The following is a 24,642-nucleotide window of genomic DNA, read 5'->3' as shown; positions in this document are numbered from 1 at the left end:
GTGCCCGGCGTGCGCCGGTTGATCGTTTCTCGCCCCGTACGGCTGGCTCTGGCCGTCGCGCTGGTGGCCGGTGTCGCCGTAGGGCTGGTCGCCGCCGCCCGCCGGCGCCGCGCCGCCGTGCAGGTCCCGGCCGCTCCGCACTCCGCTCCGCCGGATTCGCGGCAGCCCGCCCCGCTGAAAGAGGTGGGGGAGCCGGCCGGGCGCGGCCCCGAGCCCGTGCTCGGCTGGCCCACGAGGGAGGACCTCGAGAGGTACGACCGGCCGGAGGCCGGCGCGCCGATCGCGCGCCTCCTCGGCGGGCTTCCCCGGATGGAGCGGCCGCGCGGGCGGAAGGCGCGCCGCTGGACGGCCGCGCTCGTCGGGCTCGGCCTGCTCGTGCTCGCGTCGCAGTTGCTGGAGAACGCCGTGTTCCGCCCGGAGCCCGGGGCGTCGTTCGGCTGGACGGCGTACGCGGGAGACCCTGCCGGGCCCTGCCTCGCGGACGGTTGCCCGGCGGCGGGCAACCGCGTGTCCGCCGGTCGGCCGGACGAGTCCTGCCTCGCGGCCGCGTGCGGCGTGGTGCGGAATCTCGTGCCGTCCGAGGGTCCCGCGGGCGCGGAGGCCGCGCCGGTGGCGCCGGTGCCGTCCCCCGCTCCCGAATGCGCGGTCCGGAAGAGGTCCACGACTCCAGTGGCACGGCCGGTATCCCGGCGCGTGACGGCCGCGGTGAACCGGCAGTGGCGGCGGATAGAGAGATGGCTGAAGGCGCACGCGCCCAGGACGTACGCCTCGCTGAACGGCCCCGCCAGCCGACGACTGGTGGCGACGGCCGAGGCGCGGCTGGGGACGCGCATCCCCGACTCGTTGCGGGCCTCGCTGCTGCGCCACAACGGAGCCCGGGGATCGGCGGCGTTCCGGTTCTCGCCGTATTACTGGGTCATGGGCGCGCGCGAGCTGGTCGCCTCCTGGCCCGAGGTATGCCGGATGGGCGGAGGCATCCCCTTCGCCTACAGCTCCGACGTCGCCGACTACCTCGTGACGGACTCCGCCACGGGCGGGGTGGGCTCGGCGGACTGGGAGACGCCGTACTTCGAGGACGAGTGGACGTCGTATTACGCGCTGCTCACGGCCACGGCGGACGCCCTCGCCGAGGGCGGGCCCGTGGGCGGGTCGGTCCCCGTGGTGCGCGAGGGCGTTCTCGAGTGGAAGTGAGGCGGCCCAGGCCGGACGGCCTGGGGAGCCACGCCCGGGCAACCCGGGCCGGGCAGCCCGGACATCCGGGGTCAGGCTGCCCGGGTCAGGCGGCCGTGCGGGTCACTTCTTCGCGCCGGCCGTGTTCTTGAGGGCGACCGGCAGACCGCCGGGCAGGACGGTCGGCTTGGGGAAGCGCAGGCGGCGCATCTGCGACGAGCGCATCGCCGCGTAGAAGCCCACGCCCTTGAGGTCCTCGCCCGGGAACTTCGCCGCCGCCTCCTTCTTCACCCTCCCGGCCACGTAGAACGAGCTCGCCAGCACGAGCACCATCACGACCGGCAGGGACAGCGTGTAAAGCAGCATGACGGCCGAGCGGACCGGGATCGGGAACGGCACCATCGACAGCAGCATGATGACGAACACGACGGGCAGGAAGTACTGCCCCGGCAGCCGCCGCGAGTCCACCCAGTCGCGCGCGAACTTGCGCACCGGGCCGCGGTCGCGTGCCGGAAGCGCCCGCTCGTCGCCGCGCAGCATGGCGTCGCGCTGCTTGCCGCGCAGCGCCTTGTCGCGCTCGCGCGCCAGACGGTAGGCCTCCTTGCGGTTGGCAGGAGCGGTCACCGGGGAGCGGCGGCGGCCCTGCGCCTCGCTCCGCTTGGGGGTGGGACGGCCCTTACCCGGGGTGCCGTGGGGCTTAGGATCCTCTACAGGGACGGGGGAGTCCTCCGCTGAGGTCTGAGTGCGACGTCGGAACACGTCGCCCAGCCTACCGGGAGTGCAACTTAGTGACGCCCTCGCGCGTTATGCGTAGGGTGAACCCAGGCGGTTACGCCGCCTGACAAGGGGTTTGAGACGGCTGGGGTCACCCACGCACAACCTTGGAGAAGGGGACGGCCGACGCGCATGAGCGTGATGAAGAGACTTTCCATGATCTTCAAGTCCAAGGCCAACAAGGCCCTGGACAAGATGGAGGATCCGCGGGAGACGCTGGACTATTCCTATCAGCGCCAGCTTGAGCTGCTGCAGAAGGTCCGCCGGGGCGTGGCCGACGTGGCCACCAGCCGCAAGCGGGTGGAGCTGCAGATCAACCAGCTCGAAGGGCAGGCCACGAAGCTGGAGAACCAGAGCAGGCAGGCCCTGTCGGCCGGGCGCGAGGATCTGGCCCGCGAGGCGCTGACCCGCCGCAACGGTCTCAACGCCCAGATCGCCGACCTGCGCATCCAGTACAGCAACCTCCAGGGCGAGGAGGAGAAGCTCACCCTCGCCAGCCAGCGGCTCCAGGCCAAGGTCGACTCCTTCCGCACGAAGAAGGAGACCATCAAGGCCACCTACACGGCGGCCGAGGCCCAGACGCGGATCAACGAGGCGTTCTCCGGCATCTCCGAGGAGATGGGCGACGTCGGCCTGGCCATCCAGCGGGCCGAGGACAAGACCGCGCAGATGCAGGCGCGCGCCGGCGCGATCGACGAGCTGCTCGCCAGCGGCGCACTCGACGACTTCACCGGGCAGCGCGACGACATCCAGGCGGAGCTCGACCGCATGGGCGGCGGCTCGGACGTCGAGCTGGAGCTCGCCAAGATGAAGGCCGAGCTCGGCCAGGGCCCGGCGCCCAGGAGCGCGATCGAGCAGGGCCAGCAGGGCCAGGCCGCCCCGTCCAACCAGCAGCACACGCAGCAGCTGCGCCAGCCGGGGGAGGGACTGTGATCGTCAGAATCATGGGTGAGGGCCAAGTCGAGATCGGCGCCGCCGACATCGACGTCCTCAACGAGCTCGACAGCGAGCTGGAGGCCGCGATCGAGTCGGACGACGAGACCGAGTTCCGCACCAAGCTGCACGCGCTCCTCGACAAGGTGCGTCACGTCGGCAAGGCCCTGCCGGACGACTCGCTGGAGCCGTCCGAGCTGATCCTGCCGCCGGCCGACGCCTCGATCGAGGAAGTGCGGGAGATGCTCGGGGACACCGGGCTCATCCCTGGCTGATGGCCTCCACGCGCTTCGCCCCTGATCGCGGCCTCACCGTCCGGATGACCGTGACGATGTTCCTGCTCGGGCTGCTCTATGTCGCGTTCGTGGCGGTCCTGGTCGTGGTGGGCGTACGTGCGGTCACCGTGCTCGTGATCGCCGGGGGTCTCCTGCTGGTGCAGTACTTCCTGTCCGACAAGATCGCGCTGTTCGCGATGCACGGGCGGGAGGTCTCCCCGCAGGAGGCTCCCGAGCTGCACGGGATCATCGACCGGCTGAGCGCGATGGCGGGGATGCCGAAGCCGCGGGTGGCGATCGCCGACTCGGACATCCCGAACGCGTTCGCCACCGGACGCAACCAGAAGAACTCGGTGGTCTGCGTGACCACCGGCATTCTGCGCAGGCTCGACGCGCGGGAGCTCGAAGGCGTGCTGGCCCATGAGATGTCCCACGTGGCCCACCGGGACGTGGCGGTGATGACGATCGCCTCGTTCCTGGGCGTCGTGGCCGGTCTGATGACGCGCTTCGCGCTCTACACCGGTCTGGGCGGCCGGAGGAACGACAACGGCCCCCCGGTCGGCCTGATCATCTTCGCGGTCTCCGGCCTGGTCTACGCCGTCAGCTTCCTGCTGACGCGGGCGCTGTCGCGCTACCGCGAACTGGCCGCCGACCGTGCGGGCGCGCTGCTGACGCAGCAGCCGAGCGCCCTGGCCAGCGCCCTCGTCAAGATCAGCGGTGACATCGGCAGGATCCCGACCAGGGACCTGCGCGAGGCGCAGCCGTTCAACGCCTTCTTCTTCGCGCCCGCCCTGTCGGGCCAGAGCGTCGCCTCGCTGCTGTCGACCCACCCCTCGCTGGAGCGCCGGCTGGACCAGCTGGCCAGGATCTCCGCCGCGCTGGGCCGCGGATGAGGGGGCGCTGATGGGCTGGTTCGACTCACTGCTCGGCCGCTCCAAGCCCGCCAGGCCCGACCTGGACGCGCTGTTCGCCCTGCCGTCGGCCGCCGTCACGCTGCAGGCCGCCACCGGCTTCGCCCCGGCGGGAACCGGGTCGGTGTGCTTCCGCGCCGCCGAGGGCGGCGCCTTCGCCCGGCTCGAACAGGACATCGAGGCCCTGATGGGCAGGGTCGAAGTCTCCCGGGACTCCTACGGCTACACCTGGCTGCAGGTGCGCAATTCCGACGTGGCCGGGCTCGTCACCGACCTGCACGCGGCCAACTCGTCCCTGGAGTCGGCGGGGTTCGGCCCGTCGCTGCTGTGCTCGCTCGTCACCTTCGCCGACCCGTCGCGACGGAAGCTGGCGATCGTGTATCTCTACAAGCGCGGCACGTTCTACCCCTTCGCCCCGGTGGGCGAACCGCGCCGCGACAACGCGCTGGAACTGCAGGTGCGCGGCGTCCTGGACCACGAGCTCACGATCGAGCCCGAACTCGCGAGCTGGTTTCCCGTCTGGGGCGCCCCCGGCCTCTGACCTTCGGGAGCTCCCATGACCGAGTGGACCCACCTCCGGCACACCGAGGCCGCGGCCGCGGAGATCGGCCGGATGGCCGAGGCCGTACAGGGACGGGACGGGACCACACCTGTGCCGACCTGCCCGGGGTGGGACCTCAGGGAGCTGGTCGAGCACACGGGAGCCATCCACCGGTGGGCCGCCGCGATGGTGCGCGACGCCGCCGTCCGCCGATACGACCGCGCCGCGATGGACCACGGCATCCCCGAGGACTTCGCCGGCCACGCGGAGTGGCTGGAGGCCGGAGCCGGGCAGCTCGCCGAGGCGTTGAAGGGCCGCGACCCGGATACCGAGGTGTGGAACTGGACGGGGAACCGCAGCGCCCGGTTCTGGTCCCGCCGCCAGCTGCACGAGACCGTCGTCCACCGCGCCGACGCCGAGATCGCCCTCGGGATCGCCCCGGAGATGGACGAGGACGTCGCGGCCGACGGGGTGGCGGAGTTCTTCGACATACTCCCGTACACCCGGTGGCAGCCCCTGATCGCCGAGCTGAGGGGCGACGGGGAGACGATCTCCTGGCGGACGGAGACGGGCGGGATCTGGCTGGTGCGGCTCACGCCCGAGGGGTTCGCGTACGAGCGGTCCGGCGCCCCGGGTGACGTGGCCGCGGACGTCACTGCGGATGTCACCGTGCGCGCGGAGACGACCGGCGACCTGATGCTGACGCTGTGGGGACGGCGCGAGCCCGGGGCGGTCGAGGGCGACACGGCTCTACTGGACTGGTGGCGCGAGCGCGCCCGGATGTGAGGCCGGAAGCCGCGGTCGAGGTCGGAAGAACGCGGGGCGCCCCCGGGAGGTCCCGGGGGCGCCCCGCGTCACAGTGCCCCGATCACGGCGGCCTCGGTTACGGCAGGGCCAGCATGCGGTCGAGGGCGACCTTGGCCCAGTGGGTGGTGTCCGCGTCGACCGTGATCTGGTTGACGACCTCGCCGTCGGCCAGCGACTCCAGCGCCCAGACCAGGTGCGGAAGATCGATGCGGTTCATGGTGGAGCAGTAGCACACGGTCCGGTCGAGGAACGTGATGGTCTTGTCGGGGAACCGGTTCGCCAGCCGGCGCACCAGGTTCAGCTCCGTTCCGACGGCCCAGGAGGACCCGGCCGGGGCCTCCTCCAGCATGCGGATGATGTACTCGGTCGAGCCGACGAAGTCCGCCTTGGTCACGACCTCGTGGCGGCACTCGGGATGCACGAGCACGTTCACCCCGGGGATGCGGGCGCGCACCTCGTCCACGCAGGCAGCGGAGAAGCGCCCGTGGACCGAGCAGTGGCCCTTCCACAGGATCATCTTCGCGTTCTCCAGCTGCTCCCGGGTGAGGCCGCCGTTCGGGCGGTGCGGGTTGTAGACCACGCAGTCGTCCAGCGACAGCCCCATCTCCAGCACGGCCGTGTTCCGGCCCAGGTGCTGGTCGGGCAGGAACAGCACCTTCTCGCCCTGCTCGAACGCCCAGTCGAGGGCGCGCTTGGCGTTCGAGGAGGTGCACACGGCGCCGCCGTGCCGCCCGCAGAACGCCTTGATGTCCGCGCTGGAGTTCATGTAGGTGATCGGCACGACCCGGTCGGCGATGCCGGCGTCCTCCAGGGCGTCCCAGCAGTCCTCGACCTGGTTGAAGGTCGCCATGTCGGCCATCGAGCAACCGGCGGCCAGGTCGGGAAGCACCACCTTCTGCGTGTCACCGGTCAGGATGTCGGCCGACTCCGCCATGAAGTGGACACCGCAGAACACGATGTACTCCGCTTCGGGCCGGGCGGCGGCCTCGCGGGCGAGCTTGAACGAGTCGCCGGTCACGTCGGCGAACTGGATGACCTCGTCGCGCTGGTAGTGGTGACCGAGCACGAACAACCGGTCGCCGAGCCGCTCCTTGGCCACGCGGGCGCGTTCCACGAGGGTCGGATCGGACGCGGGAGGCAGCTCGCCCGGGCAGTCGACGCCGCGTTCGCTGTGCGGGTCGGTGTCCCGGCCCAGGATGAAAAGCGGAAGGCCAGTCTCTGTGATCGTCACGACCACACCCCCTCGGGGACTTATCGTCTAACTGACGACTAATCATTACACATCACCTCGCCTGGTTCGTCGCGCGGTTGCCTGTGAGGCATCTGGAATGTGTAGGGCTGCACGGGTGTTGGTAGCGTCTAGGTAGGACGTCAGAACCAATCAGACCGCCCCGAAGGGCGGTTGGCGCAGACGCGGGAGTCAGCACATGACGGTTGAGAGCAGCGAGACCACGCAGCAGGGCCTGATCCTGACTGACGCGGCCGCGGCCAAGGTCAAGAGCCTGCTCGAGCAGCAGGGCGAGGAAGGGCTGCAGCTCCGGGTGGCCGTCCAGCCGGGTGGCTGTTCCGGCCTGCGTTACCAGCTCTTCTTCGACGACCGGTCGATGGACGGCGACGTGGTCGCCACCTTCGGTGGCGTGAACGTCGTCACCGACCGGATGAGCGCGCCGTACCTCATCGGCGCCACGGTCGACTTCGTGGACACCATCGAGAAGCAGGGCTTCACCATCGACAACCCCAACGCGACGGGGTCGTGCGCCTGCGGCGACTCGTTCAACTGACGGCGAGCGCGTGCCCGGCGTCGCCGGGCTCGTGCCGCGATGGAGGGTGGGTCGAGCGCCCCGTACGGGTTGTTCCGTGCGGGGCGTCGTCGTGCCCGAGACGGTACGCTCAGGAGGTTCGGCGGGACAACGTCCCCGCCCCTGTCTCTCTGATGCTGACAACGAGGAGAATGACCCCGTGCGCATCGCCGTCACCGGCTCCATCGCCACCGACCATCTGATGACGTTCCCCGGCCGCTTCGGCGACCAGCTCATCGCCGAGCAGCTCGACCGGGTCTCGTTGTCGTTCCTCGTCGACGAACTGCAGATCCGCCGTGGCGGATGCGCGGCCAACATCGCGTTCGGCATGGGCTGCCTGGGGCTCACCCCGGTCCTCGTCGGCGCCGTCGGCACCGACTTCGCCGACTACCGCTCGTGGCTGGAGCGCCACGGCGTCGACTGCGACTCGGTGCACATCTCCGAGCTGCACCACACGGCGCGCTTCCTGTGCACCACGGACGAGGACCACAACCAGATCGCCTCGTTCTACACCGGCGCGATGGCCGAGGCGAGGGAGATCGAGCTGGGCCCGATCGCCGACCGTCTCGGCGGGCTCGACCTCGTCCTGATCAGCCCCAACGACCCGGCGGGGATGCTGCGGCACACCGACGAGGCGCGGCAGCGGGGCATCCCGTTCGCCGCCGACCCGTCGCAGCAGCTCGCCCGCATGCCGGGCGAGGAGATCCGCCAGCTCGTGGAGGGCGCGGCGTACCTGTTCAGCAACGACTACGAGCTGGGCCTGATCGCGCAGAAGACCGGCTGGTCGGACGAGGAGATCCTCGACCGGGTCGGCGTACGGGTGACCACCCTCGGGCCCAAGGGCGCCAGGATCGACCGCAAGGGCGAGCCGTCGCTGCACATCCCGCCGGCGCCCGAGCTGGGCAAGGCCGACCCGACCGGCGTCGGCGACGCCTTCCGCGCCGGGTTCCTCTCCGGGCTCGCCTGGGGCCTGTCCCTGGAGCGCTGCGGCCAGATCGGCAACCTCACCGCCACCCACGTGCTCGAGCAGGTCGGCTGCCAGGAGTACGAGCTGAGCCAGCGCGTCTTCCTGGAGCGCTTCGCCGCGGCGTATGGCTCGGAGGCGGCCGACGAGGTGGGCGGGCACGCCCGCTGCCACTACGCCTGAGGACGGGCGCTCAGTAGTTGCGGCGCACGTGGATGGACCAGCCGCCGTGAGGCAGCTCGTAGCTCCCCACGTGCTCGTGTGACTTCAACCGGCACCAGGCCGGGACGTCGGTGAACGCGGCGGGGTCGTCGGCCAGCACGGCGACCACCCCGCCCGTCGCCACCTGGTTGATCCGCTCGGCCAGCATGATGATCGGGATCGGGCACTTGCGGCCCAGCGCGTCGATCGTCAGCGCGGGCGGCTCCGCCGGCTGGATCGGCTCGGCGACTTCGGCGGGCTCGGCCCCAACCGCCTCGGGAGACCGCCGGGCGCCGCCCGTCCGTCTGCGCCACATCAGTGCACCCCCAAGCTCGACCGGATCCGCCGCACGATGTCCGGGAGCACCGCGAGGAAGCGATCGATGTCGTCCTCGGACACGCCACGGGGCAGCGATACCCGCACATTTCCATGCGTAAGCACGCCCATTGCCTCCAGAACATGCGATGGACGAAGCGTACTCGCCGTGCAGGAGCTGCCGGACGAGACGGCGAAACCGGCCTTGTCGAGCTCGGTGAGCAGCGCCTCGCCCTCGACGTACAGGCAGGAGAACGTGACGAGGTGCGGCAGCCGCAGGACCGGGTCGCCGACGACCTCCACGTCGGGCACCAGGCGGGGCACCTCGGCGCGGATCCGGTCGACCAGGGCGGACAGCCGCCGTCCCTCGGCCTCCGCCTCCTCGGCCCGGGCGCGCAGCGCCGCGGCGGCGGCCACGATCGCGGGCACGTTCTCGAACCCCGGCACGCGCCGCCGTTCCCGCTCGTCCTCGGGCAGCGGCGAGCGCCATCGCACGCCCTTGCGCACCGCCAGAACGCCCACCCCGGCCGGTCCGCCCCACTTGTGCGCGCTCGCGGTCAGGACCGACCAGCCGTCGGGGACCGGCAGGCGGCCCGCCGACTGCGCAGCGTCGACCAGCAGCGGCACACCCGCCTCACGGCAGGCCCGCGCCGCCTCCTCGACCGGCTGGAGGGTCCCCACCTCGTGGTTCGCCGTCTGCAGGCACGCCAGGGCGGCGCCGGGCCGTGCCACGGCCTCGGCGAACGCGTCCGCGTCCACCCGGCCCGTACGGCTCACGCCCACGATCTCCATCTCGCCGCCGCCGCCCTCGTGGAGGGCGCCCGCGTGCAGGACACTGGAGTGCTCGACGGCGCTCGCCACCAGGCGGGTCCCGGCCCGGCGGCGGCCGGCCAGCGTGCCGAGCACGCCGAGGTGCACGGCCTGCGTCCCCGACGAGGTGAACGACACCTCGTCGGGCCGGGCGCCGATCAGCTCGGCTACCTCTGCCCTCGCGCGCTCCAGTAACATCTGGGCGCGGCGCGCCGTGCCGTACAGGCGGGCGGGATCGGCCCAGCCGGCGTCGATCGCCGCCAGCAAGGCGTCACGGGCCGCGGGATGGAGAGGTTCGGTCGAAGCCGCGTCCAGGTAGGCCACAGTTAGGACATTAACGGGGGCTGCTCAGAGGGGCGGCGCCGGTCCGCGCTAATGTGTCCCCCAGCGTGAACTCAACCAAGTAAAGGTCTGACCGGCCGGAAGACTGGCGCCGGTCTCACCTAAGGGTCAATTGGAAAAACCGCCCAGGAGAGGAACTCTTGGGCTTCATCTGTGGGGTAGGCGATCCGTGAGTCCGACCCGCCGTACGACACGGCGACCGTGGGCACGCCGCCGGTTGCCCGGAGCCGCCGCCCTGGCGCTGCTGGTGGCGTCCGGGACGGCGTGTAGCAACCAGGCGATCGATCAGTGGTCCCGTGGGGGCATGCCGGAAGGTGTCACCAAGCAGGCCGGCATCGTCCAGACGCTCTGGAACGGGAGCTGGATCGCGGCTCTCGCCACCGGCGTGGTCGTCTGGGGACTGATCCTGTGGGCGTGCATCTTCCACCGTAAGAAGAAGAACAGCCCCGATCAGCTGCCTCCGCAGGTGCGCTACAACCTGCCGATCGAGATCCTCTACACGGTGGTCCCGGTCATCATGGTCGCGGTCTTCTTCTACTTCACGGCCCGTGACGAGACCGAGATCACGCGGATCACCAAGGCCGCCCCGGTCAAGGTGGCCGTCGAGGGCTACCAGTGGAGCTGGCGCTTCACGACCGAATACCAGGGCCAGAAGGCCGTGGTCGCGGGCGTGCCCGTGGACCTCAGCAAGCAGAGCGCGGAGAACCCGCAGGGTCCGCAGCTCGTGCTGCCGGTCAACACCCAGGTCCAGTTCGACCTGCACTCGCCCGACGTCATCCACTCGTTCTGGGTGCCGGCCTTCCTGTTCAAGCAGGACGTCTTCCCGGGCAACGTGCACAACCGCTTCCAGATCACGACGCTCGACAAGACGGGTGTCTTCGTCGGCCGATGCGCCGAGCTCTGCGGCACCGACCACAGCAAGATGCTGTTCTCCGTGAAGCTCGTCCCGCAGGCCGAGTTCGACCAGTACATCAAGAGCCAGGCGGGGAGTGCGCAGTGACCGCCATCCAGGAACCGGCCGGCATCGCCGCGCGGCCGTACACCAAGGGCACGGTCATCGCCAAGTGGCTGTCCTCGACCGACCACAAGGTGATCGGGCACCTCTACCTGATCACGTCGTTCGTGTTCTTCCTCATCGGCGGCCTCATGGCGCTGGTGATGCGGGCCGAGCTCGCGCAGCCGGGGCTGCAGGTCGTGTCCAACGAGCAGTTCAACCAGCTGTTCACCATGCACGGCACGATCATGCTGCTCATGTTCGCGACGCCGCTGTTCGCGGGCTTCGCCAACGAGCTGATGCCGCTGCAGATCGGCGCGCCCGACGTGGCGTTCCCCCGGCTGAACATGGTGAGCTACTGGCTCTACCTGTTCGGCAGCACGATCGCCGTCTCCGGCTTCTTCACCCCGAACGGGTCCGCGTCGTTCGGCTGGACCGCGTACGCGCCGCTGTCGAACGCGGTGACCTCGCCGGGCCTCGGCAGCGACCTGTGGGTCCTCGGCCTGGCGCTGTCCGGTCTCGGCACGATCCTCGGCGCGGTGAACTTCATCACCACGATCCTCACCATGCGGGCCCCCGGCATGACGATGTTCCGGATGCCGATCTTCACCTGGAACATCCTGCTCACCAGCATCCTGGTGCTGCTGGCCTTCCCGGTCCTGGCGGCCGCGCTGCTCGCCCTTGAGGCCGACCGCAAGCTGGGCGCGCACATCTTCGACTCGCCCACGGGCGGGGCGATGCTGTGGCAGCACCTGTTCTGGTTCTTCGGTCACCCCGAGGTCTACATCATCGCGCTGCCGTTCTTCGGCATCATCACCGAGATCCTTCCGGTCTTCAGCCGTAAGCCGATCTTCGGGTACATCGGCCTGGTCGGCGCGACCATCGCCATCGCCGGCCTGTCGGTCACCGTGTGGGCCCACCACATGTTCGTGACCGGCCAGGTGCTGCTGCCGTTCTTCTCGTTCATGACGTTCCTCATCGCCGTGCCGACCGGAGTGAAGTTCTTCAACTGGATCGGCACCATGTGGCGGGGACACCTGTCGTTCGAGGCGCCGATGCTGTTCGCGGTCGGCTTCCTGGTGACCTTCCTGTTCGGCGGCCTGACCGGCGTCATCCTGGCGTCGCCCCCGCTGGACTTCCACATCAGCGACACCTACTTCGTCGTGGCCCACTTCCACTACGTGGTCTTCGGCACCGTGGTGTTCGCGATGTTCGCCGGGTTCTACTTCTGGTGGCCCAAGTTCACCGGCAAGATGCTGAACGACAAGCTCGGCAAGCTCCACTTCTGGCTGCTGTTCTTCGGCTTCCACCTGACCTTCCTGGTGCAGCACTGGCTGGGCGTCATCGGCTTCCCCCGGCGCTACGCCGACTACTCGGCGAGCGACGGCTTCACCGACCTGAACATGGTCTCCTCGGCCGGCGCGCTCCTGCTCGGCCTGTCCACCCTGCCGTTCTTCTACAACGTGTGGGTGACGTGGCGTAAGGCGCCCAAGGTCACCGTGGACGACCCGTGGGGCTTCGGCGGCTCGCTCGAGTGGGCGACCTCCTGCCCGCCGCCGCGGCACAACTTCACGTCGCTGCCGCGCATCCGGTCCGAGCGCCCGGCGTTCGACCTCAAGTACCCGCACATCACCGCCAAGCCGGAGCTGGTGGAGGAGTCCCGATGAAGATCCAGGGATGGATGTTCCTGCTCTGCGGCGTCTTCTTCGCCGCCGCGGACGTGGTCTACTGGTTCTGGTCCAAGGAGCCGACCGGCACCACCGCCATGGCGATCTCCGTCGGCCTGGCCCTCATGATCGGCTACTACCTGCTGTTCACCGCGCGTCGCGTCGGCGACCAGCCGGAGGACAACAAGGAAGCCGAGATCAGCGACGGCGCGGGCGAGATCGGCTTCTACAGCCCGCACAGCTGGTGGCCGCTGTTCGTGTGCCTGTCGGCCGCGCTGACGTTCTTCGGCTTCGCGGTCGGCTGGTGGCTGTTCTTCATCGGCCTGTTCTGCACGGTCATGAGCATGATCGGGTTCGTGTTCCAGTACTACCGGGGCAACTTCTCGCACTGATCGCGCGAATCCTCTGACGGCCGGTCGGCGTTCTCGCCGACCGGCCGTCCGCGTTCTTTGCCGGCATGCGGTCCCCGGACTGCCCGAGCGGTACGTCACCAGGGAATAACCCCCGGAAAGCGACGCTAGGGGGACGGACGTGCGTGCTGGTGCGGGGGCGCTGGCCCTTCTCGTGATGGTTGCCGGGTGTTCCATGTCAGGCGGGCGCGACGAGGATCGAGGCCCAGGGACAGCGATCAGCATCAGCCCGCTGGACGGCGCGGCCGACCTGCCGCCCGAGCTTCCGATCCTGATCGGCGCGGCGGGCGGCACGCTCACCCACGTGGCCGTACAGGCCGCGGGGAAGCCCGTGGCGGGCGTGTTCAGTCCCGACCGCACCCAGTGGCGCAGTGAGCGTCCCATGGCTCCTGGGACGGCCTACAGCGTCGAGGCGACGGCCGCGGGCTCCGGCGGCTCGGCCACCAGGACCGTACGCTTCGCCACGAAACAGGCCGCCAAGACCTTCGGCATCTCCACCTTGCTGCCCAACAAGCAGGACACCGGGCTCAAGGTCGGCATCGGCATGCCGATCATCATCACCTTCGACAAGCCGATCGGCGACCGCGTGTCCGTCGAGCGCAACCTGATCGTGCGGGCGTCCAAGCCCATCGACGGCGCCTGGCACTGGCTCGACGACAAGAACGTGGTCTTCCGCCCGGAGAAGTACTGGCCGACGTACACGAAGGTCCGCGTCACCGCGCGCCTGGCCGGCATCAGGGGCGGCGAGGGCATGTACGGCAAGCAGGACTACGTCAGGGACTTCGAGATCGGCCGTTCGCAGATCAGCGTCGCCAACACCCAGACCCACTACATGAAGATCGAGCGGGACGGCAAGCAGATCAAGAACATGCCGATCAGCGCGGGCATGGGCGACGTGCTCCGCCACCACACCACCAGCGGGATCCACGTGGCGATGTCCAGGGAGGACGTCACGGTCATGACGTCTCCGGACGCCTCGCCGGGGCAGTCCGGCTACTACGAGACGACCGTGTACAACAGCGTCCGCATCTCCAACACCGGCGAGTACGTCCACGGCGCTCCGTGGTCGGTCGGCGACCAGGGCAACTCCAACGTCAGCCACGGCTGCGTGAACGTCAGCCCCGAGAACGCCAAGTGGTTCAAGAACAACACCCTGATCGGCGACCCGATCATCGTGACCGGGACGCCGCGCAAGCTGGAGGCGACCAACGGCTGGAGCTACTGGCAGGACTCCTGGCCGGAATGGCTCAAGCGGAGCCGCCTGCGCGCGGCTCCCGCCGAGTCCCTCTGAGCGGCCTATCAGCGCCGCGTGGGCGGCGTGTCTCGTGGCGGCGGAAGACGGCCCAGCACACGGCCAGGGCCGCCCCGAACGCCGGCAGCCACGCCAGCCGGGCGGCCACCCAGCCGGGATCGCCGGGGACGGTGTGCAGCCCGGGCAGCGGGCCGCCCGCGAGGCGCAGGGCCGCCGCCGTGACCGCGATCATCGCGGTCTGGTGCCACAGGAAGATCGTCATCGCGGAGAGGTTGGCCAGCGCCACCGGCGCCCAGGCGGCGGGACGGCGCAGCACCCGCCGCAGCGGCCCCGACAGCACCAGGGCCGCCCCGCACTGGGCGAGCCCGAAGGCGACGGCCGCCACCGTGGGCGGGGACTGGTTGGAGACCGGCGCGCCCGGAACCCCGACCATGGACGCCGGATAGCCGGCCCACAGGACGAGAGCGGCGGTGGCGGCGGCCCCGCCGAGCAGCAGCGCCCACCCTGTCAGGCGGCCGTCCAGCCGTCCGCGCGCCCAGAGGGCGCCCAGACAGTACGGCACCAGCCAGCCGGTTCCCACGTTGATCCAGCCGGCCCAGGACGGCCCGTCCAGGCCGAACCTGACGAGGTCGGCCAGCGCGACGGCGGCGAGCGGCCACGCCGGGTGCAGCCGGGCGGCGAGCGGGGTCACCGCCGTCAGAGCGGCGAAGACCAGCAGGAACCACATCGGCGACCACACCAGCTTGACCAGCGCGTAGACGGTCCCCGGATCGGCTCCCCACCCGAGCATCGCGACCGCCGCCGCGCTCCACACCCCCAGCAGGGGCGCCACCGGGCGGAACAGGCGGGCCATCCGGGCGGCGGCCCACCGCCCGTGACCCACGCCCCGGCCCCGCGCGCGGCCGTGGCTCTCAACGGCCACCCGCCCGCCCACGAAGAAGAACACGGCCATGGTCTGGAACAGCCAGGAGGCGGGCGCGAGCTGCGGCATGTACTTCAACGGGCTGGTGACGCGCAGGACGCCGCTGTCGGCGACCGGGGCGGTCACCAGCCAGTGGCCGGCCACCACACCGGCGACGGCGAGGGCGCGCAGCGCGTCGACGGCCCGGTCGCGCCGGCCGGGTGTCGCCTCCTCGACGCGCCGGACGAGGTCACGAAGCATGGTTCACCCCGGCGGGAGCATGCCCCGACAGGATCCGGGCGATGTTCGCCAGGGCGGGCGATCCGTCTTTCAGATAGTCGCTGTGACCGCCGTCGCCCGCGGTGAAGATCCGGGCGCCGAACCGGGGGTCCACGGGATCCTCTCCGAGCCCGATCGTGGCGAAGGGCAGGCGCACCGCCGCGTGCGGCAGGCCGCCGACCCAGTCCCCGGTGCTGCGTGCGGCCCACACGGTCGCCCGGGTGCGCATCGCCGCCACGTCGGCCACGCCCGCGCCGGCGCTGCCGTACAGGATGATGTCCGCGACGTCCAGACCGGGCGCGGCCCGGCCGCACAGCACGCTCCCGTACGAGTGACACAGCAGGCCGATGCGGGCGGTGGGCTTGAGCCGGGCCAGGTCGCGGACGAAGGCGCGCAGTGCGGGGACGCCCTCGTCCGCGCGGCCGGGAGTCAGCGCCTGGAAACTCACGACGCTCGGGGGCCGGTAGCCGAGCCAGGCGACGACGGCCCCCCGGCCGCCGAGCGCCCGCTGCAGCCGCATGGAGCCGCCCCGCAGGAGTCCGTACGTGTCGAGGCCGGTGCCGGAGCCGGGGACGATCACCGCGATCCGGTCGGCCGCCGCCAGGTCGCCGAACACCTCGGCGACCCGGCCGCCGTCGCGGCCGTCGAAGGACAGGAAGCTCCGGGCGGGGCCGGCCATCGCCCGCAGCATCGCGGCCCGCCATCGGTGACCGGCGGCCGTGGCCGTCCGCATCGCCGCCTCGATCGCGCCGCGGGTGGCGGCGTACCGCTCGGCCAGGCTCGCGGCGGTCACGGCCCGCAGTGGGGGCAGGCGGGGCGGGACGGGCGCGGCGACCGCCTCGGGACGCGCCGCACCGGTCACCGGGAGGGCGAGCGCGGCGGCGACGAACGCGGCGAGCAGCCTCCGGCGCAGGCGCCCCCCGGCAGGGCGGAGGTGGCGGCGTTCGCCCGTGCCGCCGCGGGGGAGGGGGAGTGGGGAAGGCGGCCGGGCGTGGGCGCCCGTCGGCTGCGTGGTGTCGATCACCCGATTCACGGTGCCGCGAGCTGCGCCCCCGCCACATCGGACTGTCAGCGACATTCGCCGCGACACCGGTCAGACCGTGGATGTAAACCCCTGGTCGGATGCTCGCAAATGGGACACTCCTCTACGCTCTGAGCATGCCGGTCACGCCCCCGAGTCCCTCCCTGAAGCGGCTGCCGCCCGGGACCTGGGTGGTCCTCGCCTGGTGTGGGGGCATGGCGTTGACGTTCCTGCTGCGACTGCAGTTGCCCGGAGAGTGGCACCCCGCCATGCGACCGGCGGCGCAGTTCTTCCGCTGGGACGGCCTGGTCGACATGGCGGTGGCCACCGCACTCGTGCTGGTCTGTGGCGCACTGCTGCGCCGCCGCCCGTTGCCGGCTCTGGTCCTGGTGCTCGCCGCGTCCGTTTTCGGGACGTTACCCCTGGGCGTGGCGGAGATTCCGCTGCCGCAGTTCCTCGCGGCCGAGGTCGCGGTGTTCTTCATCGCCGCGGAACGGCCGCGCGGGACCGGTGTCGTCGCGGTCGTCATGGCCCTCGCCACGCTGGGCGCCCATCTGGCGGTGCGGTTGATGTGCGGGTGGCCGATCGGGGTGTCGTCCGAGGCGGCCGTGGCCCTCACGACCGTCATCGCCTGGCTGCTCGGCAACTCGGTGCGCGAGTCGCGGGAGCACGCCGAGCAGCTGCGCGCCCGCGCGGCGACCCAGGCGGTCAGTGACGAGCGGCTCAGGATCGCTCGTGAGCTGCACGACATGGTCGCCCACAGCATCGGAGTCATCGCCCTGCAGGCGGGCGCCGCGCGGCGGGTCATCGACACCCAGCCGGAGCGGGCACGGGACGCGCTCGGCGAGATCGAGACGGCCGGCCGCCAGACGCTGTCGGGGCTGCGCCGGATGCTCGGCGGCCTGCGCGGCCCCGAGCAGGGGCGTCCGGCGTCGCCCGGGCTCCTGGGGACGGCGTCCCTGGAGACGGCGCCTCTGGAACCGAGTGCCGGCCTCGCCGGCGTCGACCGGCTGGCCGCCACGACCACGCAGGCGGGCGTACGGGTCGACGTGCGCCGGCTGGGGGAGCCTCGTCCACTGCCGCCGGAGATCGACGTGTCGGCCTACCGCATCGTCCAGGAGGCCGTGACCAACGTGGTGCGTCACGCCGGCACGGCGTCGTGCCGCGTGTGGATCGACTACCGGGACGACGAGGTGCGCATCGAGGTGCTCGACGACGGGCGCGGCGGTGACAGCGGGGAAGGTTACGGCCTGATCGGGATGCGCGAGCGGGTCGGCGTCCTGCACGGGACCTTCGCCGCCGGCCCGCGTCCCGAGGGAGGCTTCCGGGTCGAGGCCCGGCTGCCCGTGCCCGCGGGGGTGCGATGACCGTCCGCGTGCTGCTCGCCGACGACCAGCCGCTGGTCCGCGCCGCCCTGCAGATGGTCATCGCCGACGCGCCCGACCTCGACCTCGCCGGAGAGGCGGGCACCGGCGCGGACGCGGTGCGGATGGCGGAGGAGGCCGGGCCCGACGTCGTGGTGATGGACATCCGCATGCCCGGCATGGACGGGATCGAGGCCACCCGGCTGATCACCGAGGGCTGCGGCGCCCAGGTCCTCGTCCTGACGACCTTCGACGACGACGAGTACGTCCACGGCGCGTTGCGCGCCGGAGCGTCCGGGTTCCTCGTCAAGGACATGGCCCTGGACGACATCCTCGCCGCCATCCGGGTGGTCGCCGCCGGGGAGGCCCTGATCGCGCCGCGCGTGACCCGCCGGCTGATCGAGGAGTTCGCTGGCCGTGCCGCGCCCGGTCCGCGGCCTCGTCAGGCCACGGGGCTCACCGAGCGGGAGGCCGAGGTGCTGACCCTCGTCGGGCGCGGCCTGTCCAACGCGGAGATCGCCGCCGAGCTGTTCATCAGCGCCGCCACCGTCAAGACGTACGTGACGCGGCTGCTCGCCAAGCTCGGCGCCCGCGACCGCGTGCGGCTCGTCATCATCGCCTACGAGACGGGCCTCGTGTCCCCGACCGGCTGAGCCGGATACGCGCAGATGGCGCGAGGCGGGAAGCACAACGGCCCGGCGGGGGAGTGGTCTCCCCCTGCCGGGCCGCTTCGTGCCTGTCGGTCAGGTGCCCGTCAGTGGAGCTCCTTGCGGTCGCCGGCGCCGACGCCCGCGTGCTCCTCCTCGTGGCCCTCCTCGTGGTGGCCGTCGGTCAGCGGAACCCGGTCGGTCCCGTACGCCTGACTCATCTTGAGCCGGAGCCGGCCGAGGGCGCTGCGGGCGCCCTTGGGCGGGATGCCCTCGCCGTCTTCGGCGCTCTCGAGCATCGGGATCTCCTGCTTGCCGCGGATGTGCTCGGCGATGTCCTCCGCCGGCGGCGTGTGGACCTCGATGTACTGGCCGTTCGGCATTCGCTTGATGACGCCGGACTCCACGCCGTGGGACAGCACCTCGGCGTCCTTGCGCTGGAGGCCGATGCACATCCGGTAGGTGATCCAGTACGCGATGGCCGGGCCGATGAAGATGGCGAACCGTCCGAACCACGTCGTGCTGTACAGGTCGAGGTGGAAGTTCGCCGACAGCTCGTCGTTGGCGCCCAGCAGCCACAGGATGCCGTAGAACGTCATGCCCGAGATGCCGATGGCCGTGCGGTGCGGGTTGTTGCGCGGCCGGTCGGCGATGTGGTGCTCGCGGCGGTCGCCCGTGACCCACTGCTCCAGGAACGGATACAGCGCCAGGCCCGTCATGACGAGGCCCAGCGGCACCAGCGCCGGGATCAGCACGCTGAACGTCACCGTGTGGTCGAGGAAGTTGATCTCCCACGACGGCATGAGGCGGAGCGCGCCCTCCAGGAAGCCCATGTACCAGTCGGGCTGGGATCCGGCCGAGATGTCCGCCGGCGTGTACGGCCCGAACAGCCAGATCGGGTTGATCTGGGCGAACGTGCCGAGCAGCGCGATGACGCCGAACGTGAACAGGAAGAACGCGCCCGCCTTGATCATGAAGGCCGGGTAGAACGGGGCGCCCACCACGTTCTTGTCGGTCCTGTTCTTGCCCGGCATCTGCGTGTGCTTCTGCACCCACATGAGGATCATGTGGGCCGAGACGAGCGCGAGCAGGATGCCCGGGAGCAGCAGGATGTGGATCGAGTAGAACCGCGAGATGACGTCGTGGCCCGGGTACTCGCCGCCGAACAGGAAGAACGAGACGTAGGTGCCCACGATCGGAATCGACTGGGCGACGCCCTGGGTGATCCGCAGACCCGCGCCGGAGAGCAGGTCGTCGGGGAGGGAGTATCCGGTGAGGCCCTCGAGAAGCGCCAGCGAGAGCAGGAGGATGCCGATGATCCAGTTGAGCTCGCGCGGCTTGCGGTACGCCCCGGTGAAGAAGACCCGGAGCATGTGCACCGTCATGCCGCCCACGAACAGCAGCGCCGCCCAGTGGTGGATCTGCCGCATGAGCAGACCGCCGCGGACGTCGAAGCTGATGTGCAGCGCCGAGGCGTAGGCCTCCGACATCCTCACGCCGTACAGCGGGGCGTAGTTGCCCGTGTACGTGACCTCGCCCATGCCCGGCTTGAACCAGAACGTCAGGAACGTACCGGTCAGCAGCAGGATGACGAACGAGTAGAGCGCGATCTCCCCCAGGAGGAACGACCAGTGGTCGGGGAAGATCTTCCTCAGGTTGCGCTTGAGGAAGTTCCCCGAGCCGATGCGGTCGTCGACGAACGTCGAGACGCCTTCGATGGCCTTCGGGGGAGCGTTCATGATGCGTTCTCCCTAGCTTCGGCTTCAGCGTCGCCACGCTCCCAGAAGCTGGGACCGACGGGGACCTTGAAGTCGGACTTCGCGACGAGGTAGCCCTCCTCGTCGATTCCGATGGGGAGCTGCGGCAGCGGCCGGGCGGCGGGGCCGAAGACCACCCTCGCTCCGTCCGCCGCGTCGAAGGTCGACTGGTGGCACGGGCAGAGGATGTGGTGCGTCGTCTGCTCGTAGAGCGCCGCCGGGCAGCCCACGTGGGTGCAGATCTTGGAGTAGGCGACGATGCCGTCGTGCGTCCAGTTCAGGTTCGTGCCGGACTTGAGCTCCTCCGGACGGAACTTGAGCAGGATCAGCGTCGCCTTGGCCAGCGCGTTCAGGTCCTCCTCGTAGCCCTCGGGGACCACGGAGAGGATGCCGCCGGGCGAGTTGAAGTCGGCCGCGCGGATCGGCTGGCCGGAGCCCTCGACCACGAGGCGGCGCGGCTTGCCGTCCTTGGTGGGCTCACCCCAGACGGTGTGCCTGAGCGCGGTCCCGGGGAGCGGGCCGAGGTCCTTCAGCAGCACCAGCGGGGCCAGGCCCAGCGGAGCGGCGGCCAGCAGCAGCGTGCGGCGCAGCAGCCGGTGCTTGACGAACCCGCTCTCGTCGGCGCCCTGGAGGAAGGTCTCGTTGACGTACTCACGCGTGTCGTCGTCGGAGCGCATCTCGTGGCGCTCCTGGACGAGGTTGTACTTCGGCATGATCTGCCGCACCCAGACCGTGAGTCCCGCGGCCAGCGCGAGCAGGGCCAGGGCCAGGGTGCCGCCGAGCGCGAAGTTCGAGGCGGCCGTCTTGTCGATCGTGCCGACCTGGAAGATCACGTACGAGGCGATGAAGCCGGCCCCGGCCAGGAAGGTGATCAGGAACAGCAGCGCGACGAGGCGCTCGGCCTTGCGGGCCTTGACGGGGTCCTGCGGGATCACGCCGGGAACACCCACGGGCGCGTGGATCGGGTCGCTGTCGACGATCGGCGCGTCCGCGGGTGGCGTGCCGAGGACACGCGTCGGCACGCGGCTGCTCTCGGGGTACTCGTTCTGCTCTGTCATGCCGCACGCCGCTTCTTCGCTGTGATCCAGATGGAGGCCAGGATCAGGAGGCTGAGACCCACGACCCACGCTACAAGGCCCTCGGTGACGGGGCCGATGCGGCCCAGTCCCGAACCGCCCGGGTCGACCTGCGACCGCACGTGGGTGATGTACGCGATCATGTCACGCTTCTGCTCGGGCGTGATCGTCGAGTCGTTGAACACCGGCATCGCCTGCGGGCCGGTGGCCATCGCCTCGTAGATCTGCGTCGGCGTCGCCGGGTTCAGCGGCGGCGCGTACTTGCCGTAGGTCAGCGCGCCGCCGGCGCCCACGAAGTTGTGGCACTGGATGCAGTTGGCGCGGAAGAGCTCGCCGCCCTTGGCCGGGTCACCCTTGGCCGGGTCGACCTGCTCGGCGCTGGGCACCGTCGGACCGCCGCCCAGCGACTGGACGTACGCCGCGAGCTGGTCGACGGCCTGGTCGGTCGCCCACTCCGCGCGCGGCTTGCGCGGAGCCTGGGGACCCGCGTCGGCGGCGGGCATGCGGCCACTGCTCACCTGGAAGTTCACAGCGGCGGCTCCGACGCCGATGAGCGTCGGAGCCTTCTTGGTGCCCTCGGCGTTCAAGCCGTGGCAGCTCGCGCAGTGCGCCACGAACAGGCTCTTGCCCTGCGCCGCGTCGTCGGCCTTGCCGGACGCGATCGCGGCGTCCGCGGTGCTGCCGTTCGGCGCCGTGAGCGCGTAGCCGCCGCCGAGCAGGCCCAGCGCGAGCGCCACGACGGCGACTCGCGCGAGGGGATGGCGCCGTCGGGCGGTGATGGAGTTCACCGAAATCCCCGTTCCGATCATTTGATGATGTAGATGGTCGCGAAAAGGCCGATCCAGACCACGTCGACGAAGTGCCAGTAGTAGGACACGACGATCGCGCTGGTCTGCTGCTCATACGTCAAGCGCTTCGCGGCGTACGTACGTCCCAGGATGAACAGGAACGCGATCAGACCACCCGTCACGTGCAAGCCATGGAAGCCCGTGGTCAGGTAGAACACCGAGTCGTACGGAGAGTGCGAGAGGATGTGACCCTCCTCCGCCAGGTGCCCGTACTCCCAGAGCTGTCCGCCCACGAAGAACGCACCCATCAAGAAGCTTACGACATACCAGAATCGCAGCTTCTTGACCTGGCCTTTCTCGACGGCCCACACGCCCAGCTGGCACGTGACGCTCGACAGAACCAGGACGGTCGTGTTGAAGGTCGCGAACGGGACGTTGAGGTCCGCCTCGGGCCAGTGCGTGCCCTGCCCCAGGCTGACCGACCGGATGGTGAAGTACATCGCGAACAGCGCCGCGAAGAACATGAGCTCAGAGGACAACCACACGATGGTGCCGACCTGAACCAGGTTCGGCCGGCTGGACCCGTGCGGTCTCGTCGTCGTAGTAATTGCGGATGCTGTCGCCACGCCCAGCATTATTGCGGCTCCCCAGGTCGGGTCGCCCCACGACCCCCCGCTAGGGTCCATCTGCGCCTACGAAACGGGCATGTCATGGCAATCGCCCCGGGGCTGCGAGCCCTGCAGCCGCGCCGGTAGCATCACGATGACCATACCCCGCGATTCGACAGTGAGCGTGAAATGAGGGTTCTCGTCTACAGCGACGACGCAAGCACCCGGGAGAAGGTGCGGCTGGCCATCGGGCGGCGCCCCGCCGCGGACGTGCCCCTCGTCGAGATCGTCGAGTGCGCGACCCAGCCGGCCGTGATCAAGCACCTCGACTCCGGCGACATCGACGTGGCCGTCCTCGACGGCGAGGCGCAGCCGGCCGGCGGGATGGGGGTCAGCAGGCAGGCCAAGGACGAGGTGCACAACTGCCCGCCGATCCTGCTGTTGATCGCCCGCAGGGACGACCGCTGGCTGGCCAACTGGTCCCGCGCCGACGCCGTCGTCGCGCAGCCCATCGACCCCGTCGTCCTCGCCGAGGCGGTGGCCGATCTCATGCGGCGCCGCCTCAGCCTCACCAGGGCGCACTGAGCCGCGCGCACCGAGCCGCGCACCGGCCCGCGCGCCCTCAACCGGGCGTACCGAGCCGGGCGCACTCAACGGGCGCACTCAACGGGCGCACTGGACCGGGCGTACTGGACCGGGCGTACTGGACCGGGCGCACTCAATCGGGCGCACGGAGCCCGGGCGGGCCGGGCCCCGGCGCATCGTCGGGCGGGCCCGTAACCGGGAACGCCGGCGCCGGACGCACGTCGACGCCGGGCGCAGGCGCGCCCGGCCCACCGGTCCCGTGCCCCGGCCCGCCCGGCCGTACCGCACAGCCGACACGCCGACCCGACCCCACATCGAATCCCGCGGAGCCCACCATGGACACGCGCACCACCTGGCCCTCCACGCTGAACGCCCTGCTGGCGGGCGAGAACCTGACGGCCGACGAGACGGCCTGGGTAATGGGGGAGATCATGTCGGGGTCGGCCACCCCGGCGCAGATCGCCGCCTTCGCCGTCGCCCTGCGGGCCAAGGGCGAGACCGTCGCCGAGGTGACGGGCCTCGTCCGCACCATGTTCGAGCGCGCGACCCCGCTCACGGTCGAGGGGCCGGTGGTCGACATCGTCGGCACCGGCGGAGACCGGGCGCACACCGTCAACGTCTCGACCATGGCCGCGATCGTCGCGGCGGCGGCCGGGGCCCGGGTCGTCAAGCACGGCAACCGGGCCGCCTCCTCGCTGTGCGGCGCGGCCGACGTGCTCGAACACCTGGGCGTCGCCCTCGACCTGTCGCCGGAGACCACCGCCAGGGTCGCGGTGGAGTCCGGCATCGCCTTCTGCTTCGCGCCCGTCTACCACCCCGCGCTGCGCTTCACCGGCCCGCCGCGCAAGGAGATCGGCGTGCCCACGGTGTTCAACTTCCTCGGGCCGCTGGCCAACCCCGCGCGCCCCGCCGCCCAGGCAATCGGCGTGTTCGACGCGCGCATGCTGCCGGTCATGGCCGGGGTCTTCGCGGAACGCGGCGTGTCGGCGCTGGTCTTCCGGGGCGACGACGGCCTGGACGAGCTGTCCACCGCGGCCCCGTCGACGGTCTTCGTCGTCCGGGAGGGCACCGCGACCCAGACGACGATCGACCCGGCCGACCTCGGCATCCCCCGCTCCCAGCCGGGCGACCTGCGCGGCGGCGACGTCGAGTTCAACGCGGGGGCGGTGCGCGACCTGCTGCGCGGCGAGACGGGACCGGTGCGCGACGCGGTGCTGCTGAACGCGGCGGCCGGCCTGGTCGCCTACGACGGGCCGGGCGACGACCTGATCGGCGACCTGCGCGCGGCGTACGCCCGCGCGGTCGAGGCGGTCGACTCGGGCCGGGCCGCGCAGACGCTGGAGCGCTGGGTCGAGATCAGCCGCGCGCTCGGCGGTAAGGCCTGATCGCGCTCCTGATCCGGATCTCCTCCACCGCGGGAGGGATCAGCGGTCCGTCTTGATGGGGACGTG

26 protein-coding genes are annotated in these 24,642 nt (G+C 70.9%); 16 read left to right on the top strand and 10 right to left on the bottom strand.

The window, feature by feature from the left end; all coding sequences use genetic code 11:
* Positions 1-9: 9 nt before the first annotated feature.
* On the top strand, positions 10-1,191 hold the full coding sequence (locus ACIBK1_RS26535; RefSeq protein WP_396738398.1) for a hypothetical protein: 1,182 nt from the start codon (positions 10-12) through the stop codon (positions 1,189-1,191).
* Positions 1,192-1,293: 102 nt separating this feature from the next.
* Here the strand turns inward: ACIBK1_RS26535 and ACIBK1_RS26530 are convergent, their stop codons facing one another.
* Positions 1,294-1,929, bottom strand: coding sequence for a DUF3043 domain-containing protein (locus ACIBK1_RS26530; RefSeq protein ID WP_030508882.1), 636 nt, complete (start codon positions 1,927-1,929; stop codon positions 1,294-1,296).
* Positions 1,930-2,076: 147 nt separating this feature from the next.
* Here ACIBK1_RS26530 and ACIBK1_RS26525 point away from each other — a divergent pair, with 147 nt between their 5' ends.
* The 5 genes from ACIBK1_RS26525 to ACIBK1_RS26505 are packed head-to-tail and all read left to right on the top strand — an operon-like array spanning position 2,077 to position 5,390.
* The gene (locus tag ACIBK1_RS26525) at positions 2,077-2,877 is read left to right on the top strand and encodes a PspA/IM30 family protein (RefSeq protein ID WP_030508883.1); all 801 of its coding nucleotides are present in this window, start codon (positions 2,077-2,079) and stop codon (positions 2,875-2,877) included.
* Entirely contained in the window at positions 2,874-3,152 is a 279-nt protein-coding gene (gene pspAA, locus ACIBK1_RS26520) for a PspA-associated protein PspAA (protein WP_030508884.1), read from the top strand. Before ACIBK1_RS26525 ends, pspAA begins: the two co-directional genes overlap by 4 nt.
* Positions 3,152-4,045, top strand: a complete 894-nt coding sequence (gene htpX, locus ACIBK1_RS26515) for a zinc metalloprotease HtpX (RefSeq protein WP_396738395.1) — start codon at positions 3,152-3,154, stop codon at positions 4,043-4,045. The genes pspAA and htpX overlap by 1 nt, the downstream gene beginning before the upstream one ends.
* Before the next feature lie 10 nt (positions 4,046-4,055).
* Complete coding sequence (gene pspAB, locus ACIBK1_RS26510) at positions 4,056-4,604, top strand: PspA-associated protein PspAB (protein WP_030508886.1); 549 nt, start codon at positions 4,056-4,058, stop codon at positions 4,602-4,604.
* A gap of 15 nt (positions 4,605-4,619) precedes the next feature.
* Positions 4,620-5,390 (top strand): maleylpyruvate isomerase family mycothiol-dependent enzyme, encoded by a 771-nt coding sequence (locus ACIBK1_RS26505; protein ID WP_396738392.1) that lies wholly within the window; start codon positions 4,620-4,622, stop codon positions 5,388-5,390.
* Positions 5,391-5,487: 97 nt separating this feature from the next.
* On the opposite strand, the gene nadA is transcribed toward ACIBK1_RS26505, so the two are convergent.
* On the bottom strand, positions 5,488-6,642 hold the full coding sequence (nadA, locus tag ACIBK1_RS26500) for a quinolinate synthase NadA (RefSeq protein WP_197042676.1): 1,155 nt from the start codon (positions 6,640-6,642) through the stop codon (positions 5,488-5,490).
* 196 nt (positions 6,643-6,838) lie between these two features.
* On the opposite strand from nadA, the gene erpA reads away from it, so the two are divergent.
* Positions 6,839-7,192 (top strand): iron-sulfur cluster insertion protein ErpA, encoded by a 354-nt coding sequence (gene erpA / locus ACIBK1_RS26495; RefSeq protein ID WP_030508889.1) that lies wholly within the window; start codon positions 6,839-6,841, stop codon positions 7,190-7,192.
* Between the two features lie 178 nt (positions 7,193-7,370).
* Positions 7,371-8,357 (top strand): carbohydrate kinase family protein, encoded by a 987-nt coding sequence (locus tag ACIBK1_RS26490; RefSeq protein ID WP_030508890.1) that lies wholly within the window; start codon positions 7,371-7,373, stop codon positions 8,355-8,357.
* 10 nt (positions 8,358-8,367) lie between these two features.
* On the opposite strand, the gene ACIBK1_RS26485 is transcribed toward ACIBK1_RS26490, so the two are convergent.
* Together ACIBK1_RS26485 and ACIBK1_RS26480 are read right to left on the bottom strand one after the other, a co-directional pair.
* The gene (locus tag ACIBK1_RS26485; RefSeq protein WP_081903633.1) at positions 8,368-8,691 is read right to left on the bottom strand and encodes a sulfurtransferase TusA family protein; all 324 of its coding nucleotides are present in this window, start codon (positions 8,689-8,691) and stop codon (positions 8,368-8,370) included.
* A complete protein-coding gene (locus ACIBK1_RS26480) occupies positions 8,691-9,824 on the bottom strand; it encodes a cysteine desulfurase family protein (protein WP_363534691.1) in 1,134 nt (377 codons plus the stop codon). Before ACIBK1_RS26480 ends, ACIBK1_RS26485 begins: the two co-directional genes overlap by 1 nt.
* Before the next feature lie 187 nt (positions 9,825-10,011).
* Here ACIBK1_RS26480 and ctaC point away from each other — a divergent pair, with 187 nt between their 5' ends.
* From ctaC to ACIBK1_RS26460, 4 genes are all read left to right on the top strand, one after another.
* The gene (gene ctaC, locus ACIBK1_RS26475) at positions 10,012-10,842 is read left to right on the top strand and encodes an aa3-type cytochrome oxidase subunit II (RefSeq protein WP_030508893.1); all 831 of its coding nucleotides are present in this window, start codon (positions 10,012-10,014) and stop codon (positions 10,840-10,842) included.
* On the top strand, positions 10,839-12,503 hold the full coding sequence (gene ctaD, locus ACIBK1_RS26470) for an aa3-type cytochrome oxidase subunit I (protein ID WP_030508894.1): 1,665 nt from the start codon (positions 10,839-10,841) through the stop codon (positions 12,501-12,503). Before ctaC ends, ctaD begins: the two co-directional genes overlap by 4 nt.
* On the top strand, positions 12,500-12,895 hold the full coding sequence (locus ACIBK1_RS26465; RefSeq protein WP_030508895.1) for a cytochrome c oxidase subunit 4: 396 nt from the start codon (positions 12,500-12,502) through the stop codon (positions 12,893-12,895). The genes ctaD and ACIBK1_RS26465 overlap by 4 nt, the downstream gene beginning before the upstream one ends.
* 193 nt (positions 12,896-13,088) lie before the next feature.
* Complete coding sequence (locus tag ACIBK1_RS26460; protein WP_396738388.1) at positions 13,089-14,204, top strand: L,D-transpeptidase; 1,116 nt, start codon at positions 13,089-13,091, stop codon at positions 14,202-14,204.
* Here ACIBK1_RS26460 and ACIBK1_RS26455 read toward each other — a convergent pair.
* Together ACIBK1_RS26455 and ACIBK1_RS26450 are read right to left on the bottom strand one after the other, a co-directional pair.
* Positions 14,161-15,327, bottom strand: a complete 1,167-nt coding sequence (locus tag ACIBK1_RS26455; protein WP_197042677.1) for an acyltransferase family protein — start codon at positions 15,325-15,327, stop codon at positions 14,161-14,163. The two genes, ACIBK1_RS26460 and ACIBK1_RS26455, sit on opposite strands and share 44 nt — an antisense overlap.
* Positions 15,317-16,369, bottom strand: a complete 1,053-nt coding sequence (locus tag ACIBK1_RS26450; RefSeq protein WP_396738385.1) for an alpha/beta hydrolase — start codon at positions 16,367-16,369, stop codon at positions 15,317-15,319. The genes ACIBK1_RS26455 and ACIBK1_RS26450 overlap by 11 nt, the downstream gene beginning before the upstream one ends.
* A 134-nt stretch (positions 16,370-16,503) precedes the next feature.
* Here ACIBK1_RS26450 and ACIBK1_RS26445 point away from each other — a divergent pair, with 134 nt between their 5' ends.
* The gene (locus ACIBK1_RS26445) at positions 16,504-17,733 is read left to right on the top strand and encodes a sensor histidine kinase (RefSeq protein WP_396738382.1); all 1,230 of its coding nucleotides are present in this window, start codon (positions 16,504-16,506) and stop codon (positions 17,731-17,733) included.
* Positions 17,730-18,383 carry a response regulator gene (locus tag ACIBK1_RS26440; protein WP_396738379.1) on the top strand — a complete coding sequence of 218 codons (654 nt, stop codon included), beginning with the start codon at positions 17,730-17,732 and terminating at the stop codon, positions 18,381-18,383. The genes ACIBK1_RS26445 and ACIBK1_RS26440 overlap by 4 nt, the downstream gene beginning before the upstream one ends.
* A 101-nt stretch (positions 18,384-18,484) precedes the next feature.
* On the opposite strand, the gene qcrB is transcribed toward ACIBK1_RS26440, so the two are convergent.
* The 4 genes from qcrB to ctaE are packed head-to-tail and all read right to left on the bottom strand — an operon-like array spanning position 18,485 to position 22,633.
* Positions 18,485-20,116 (bottom strand): cytochrome bc1 complex cytochrome b subunit, encoded by a 1,632-nt coding sequence (gene qcrB / locus ACIBK1_RS26435; protein ID WP_030508901.1) that lies wholly within the window; start codon positions 20,114-20,116, stop codon positions 18,485-18,487.
* On the bottom strand, positions 20,113-21,192 hold the full coding sequence (gene qcrA / locus ACIBK1_RS26430) for a cytochrome bc1 complex Rieske iron-sulfur subunit (protein WP_363535978.1): 1,080 nt from the start codon (positions 21,190-21,192) through the stop codon (positions 20,113-20,115). The genes qcrB and qcrA overlap by 4 nt, the downstream gene beginning before the upstream one ends.
* Positions 21,189-21,998, bottom strand: a complete 810-nt coding sequence (gene qcrC / locus ACIBK1_RS26425) for a cytochrome bc1 complex diheme cytochrome c subunit (RefSeq protein ID WP_030508903.1) — start codon at positions 21,996-21,998, stop codon at positions 21,189-21,191. The genes qcrA and qcrC overlap by 4 nt, the downstream gene beginning before the upstream one ends.
* A 17-nt stretch (positions 21,999-22,015) precedes the next feature.
* Positions 22,016-22,633 carry an aa3-type cytochrome oxidase subunit III gene (ctaE, locus tag ACIBK1_RS26420; RefSeq protein WP_030508904.1) on the bottom strand — a complete coding sequence of 206 codons (618 nt, stop codon included), beginning with the start codon at positions 22,631-22,633 and terminating at the stop codon, positions 22,016-22,018.
* A 162-nt stretch (positions 22,634-22,795) separates the two neighbouring features.
* On the opposite strand from ctaE, the gene ACIBK1_RS26415 reads away from it, so the two are divergent.
* The gene (locus ACIBK1_RS26415) at positions 22,796-23,191 is read left to right on the top strand and encodes a response regulator transcription factor (RefSeq protein ID WP_030508905.1); all 396 of its coding nucleotides are present in this window, start codon (positions 22,796-22,798) and stop codon (positions 23,189-23,191) included.
* 335 nt (positions 23,192-23,526) lie between these two features.
* Positions 23,527-24,576 carry an anthranilate phosphoribosyltransferase gene (gene trpD / locus ACIBK1_RS26410; protein WP_036407110.1) on the top strand — a complete coding sequence of 350 codons (1,050 nt, stop codon included), beginning with the start codon at positions 23,527-23,529 and terminating at the stop codon, positions 24,574-24,576.
* The last annotated feature ends 66 nt before the right edge of the window (positions 24,577-24,642 follow it).

It is taken from the genome of Microbispora rosea (genome assembly GCF_044460045.1).
In the GTDB taxonomy this organism is placed as follows: domain Bacteria; phylum Actinomycetota; class Actinomycetes; order Streptosporangiales; family Streptosporangiaceae; genus Microbispora; species Microbispora rosea.
Note: the sequence above shows the minus strand (reverse complement) of the source record. Positions and strands in the feature narration are given on the sequence as shown.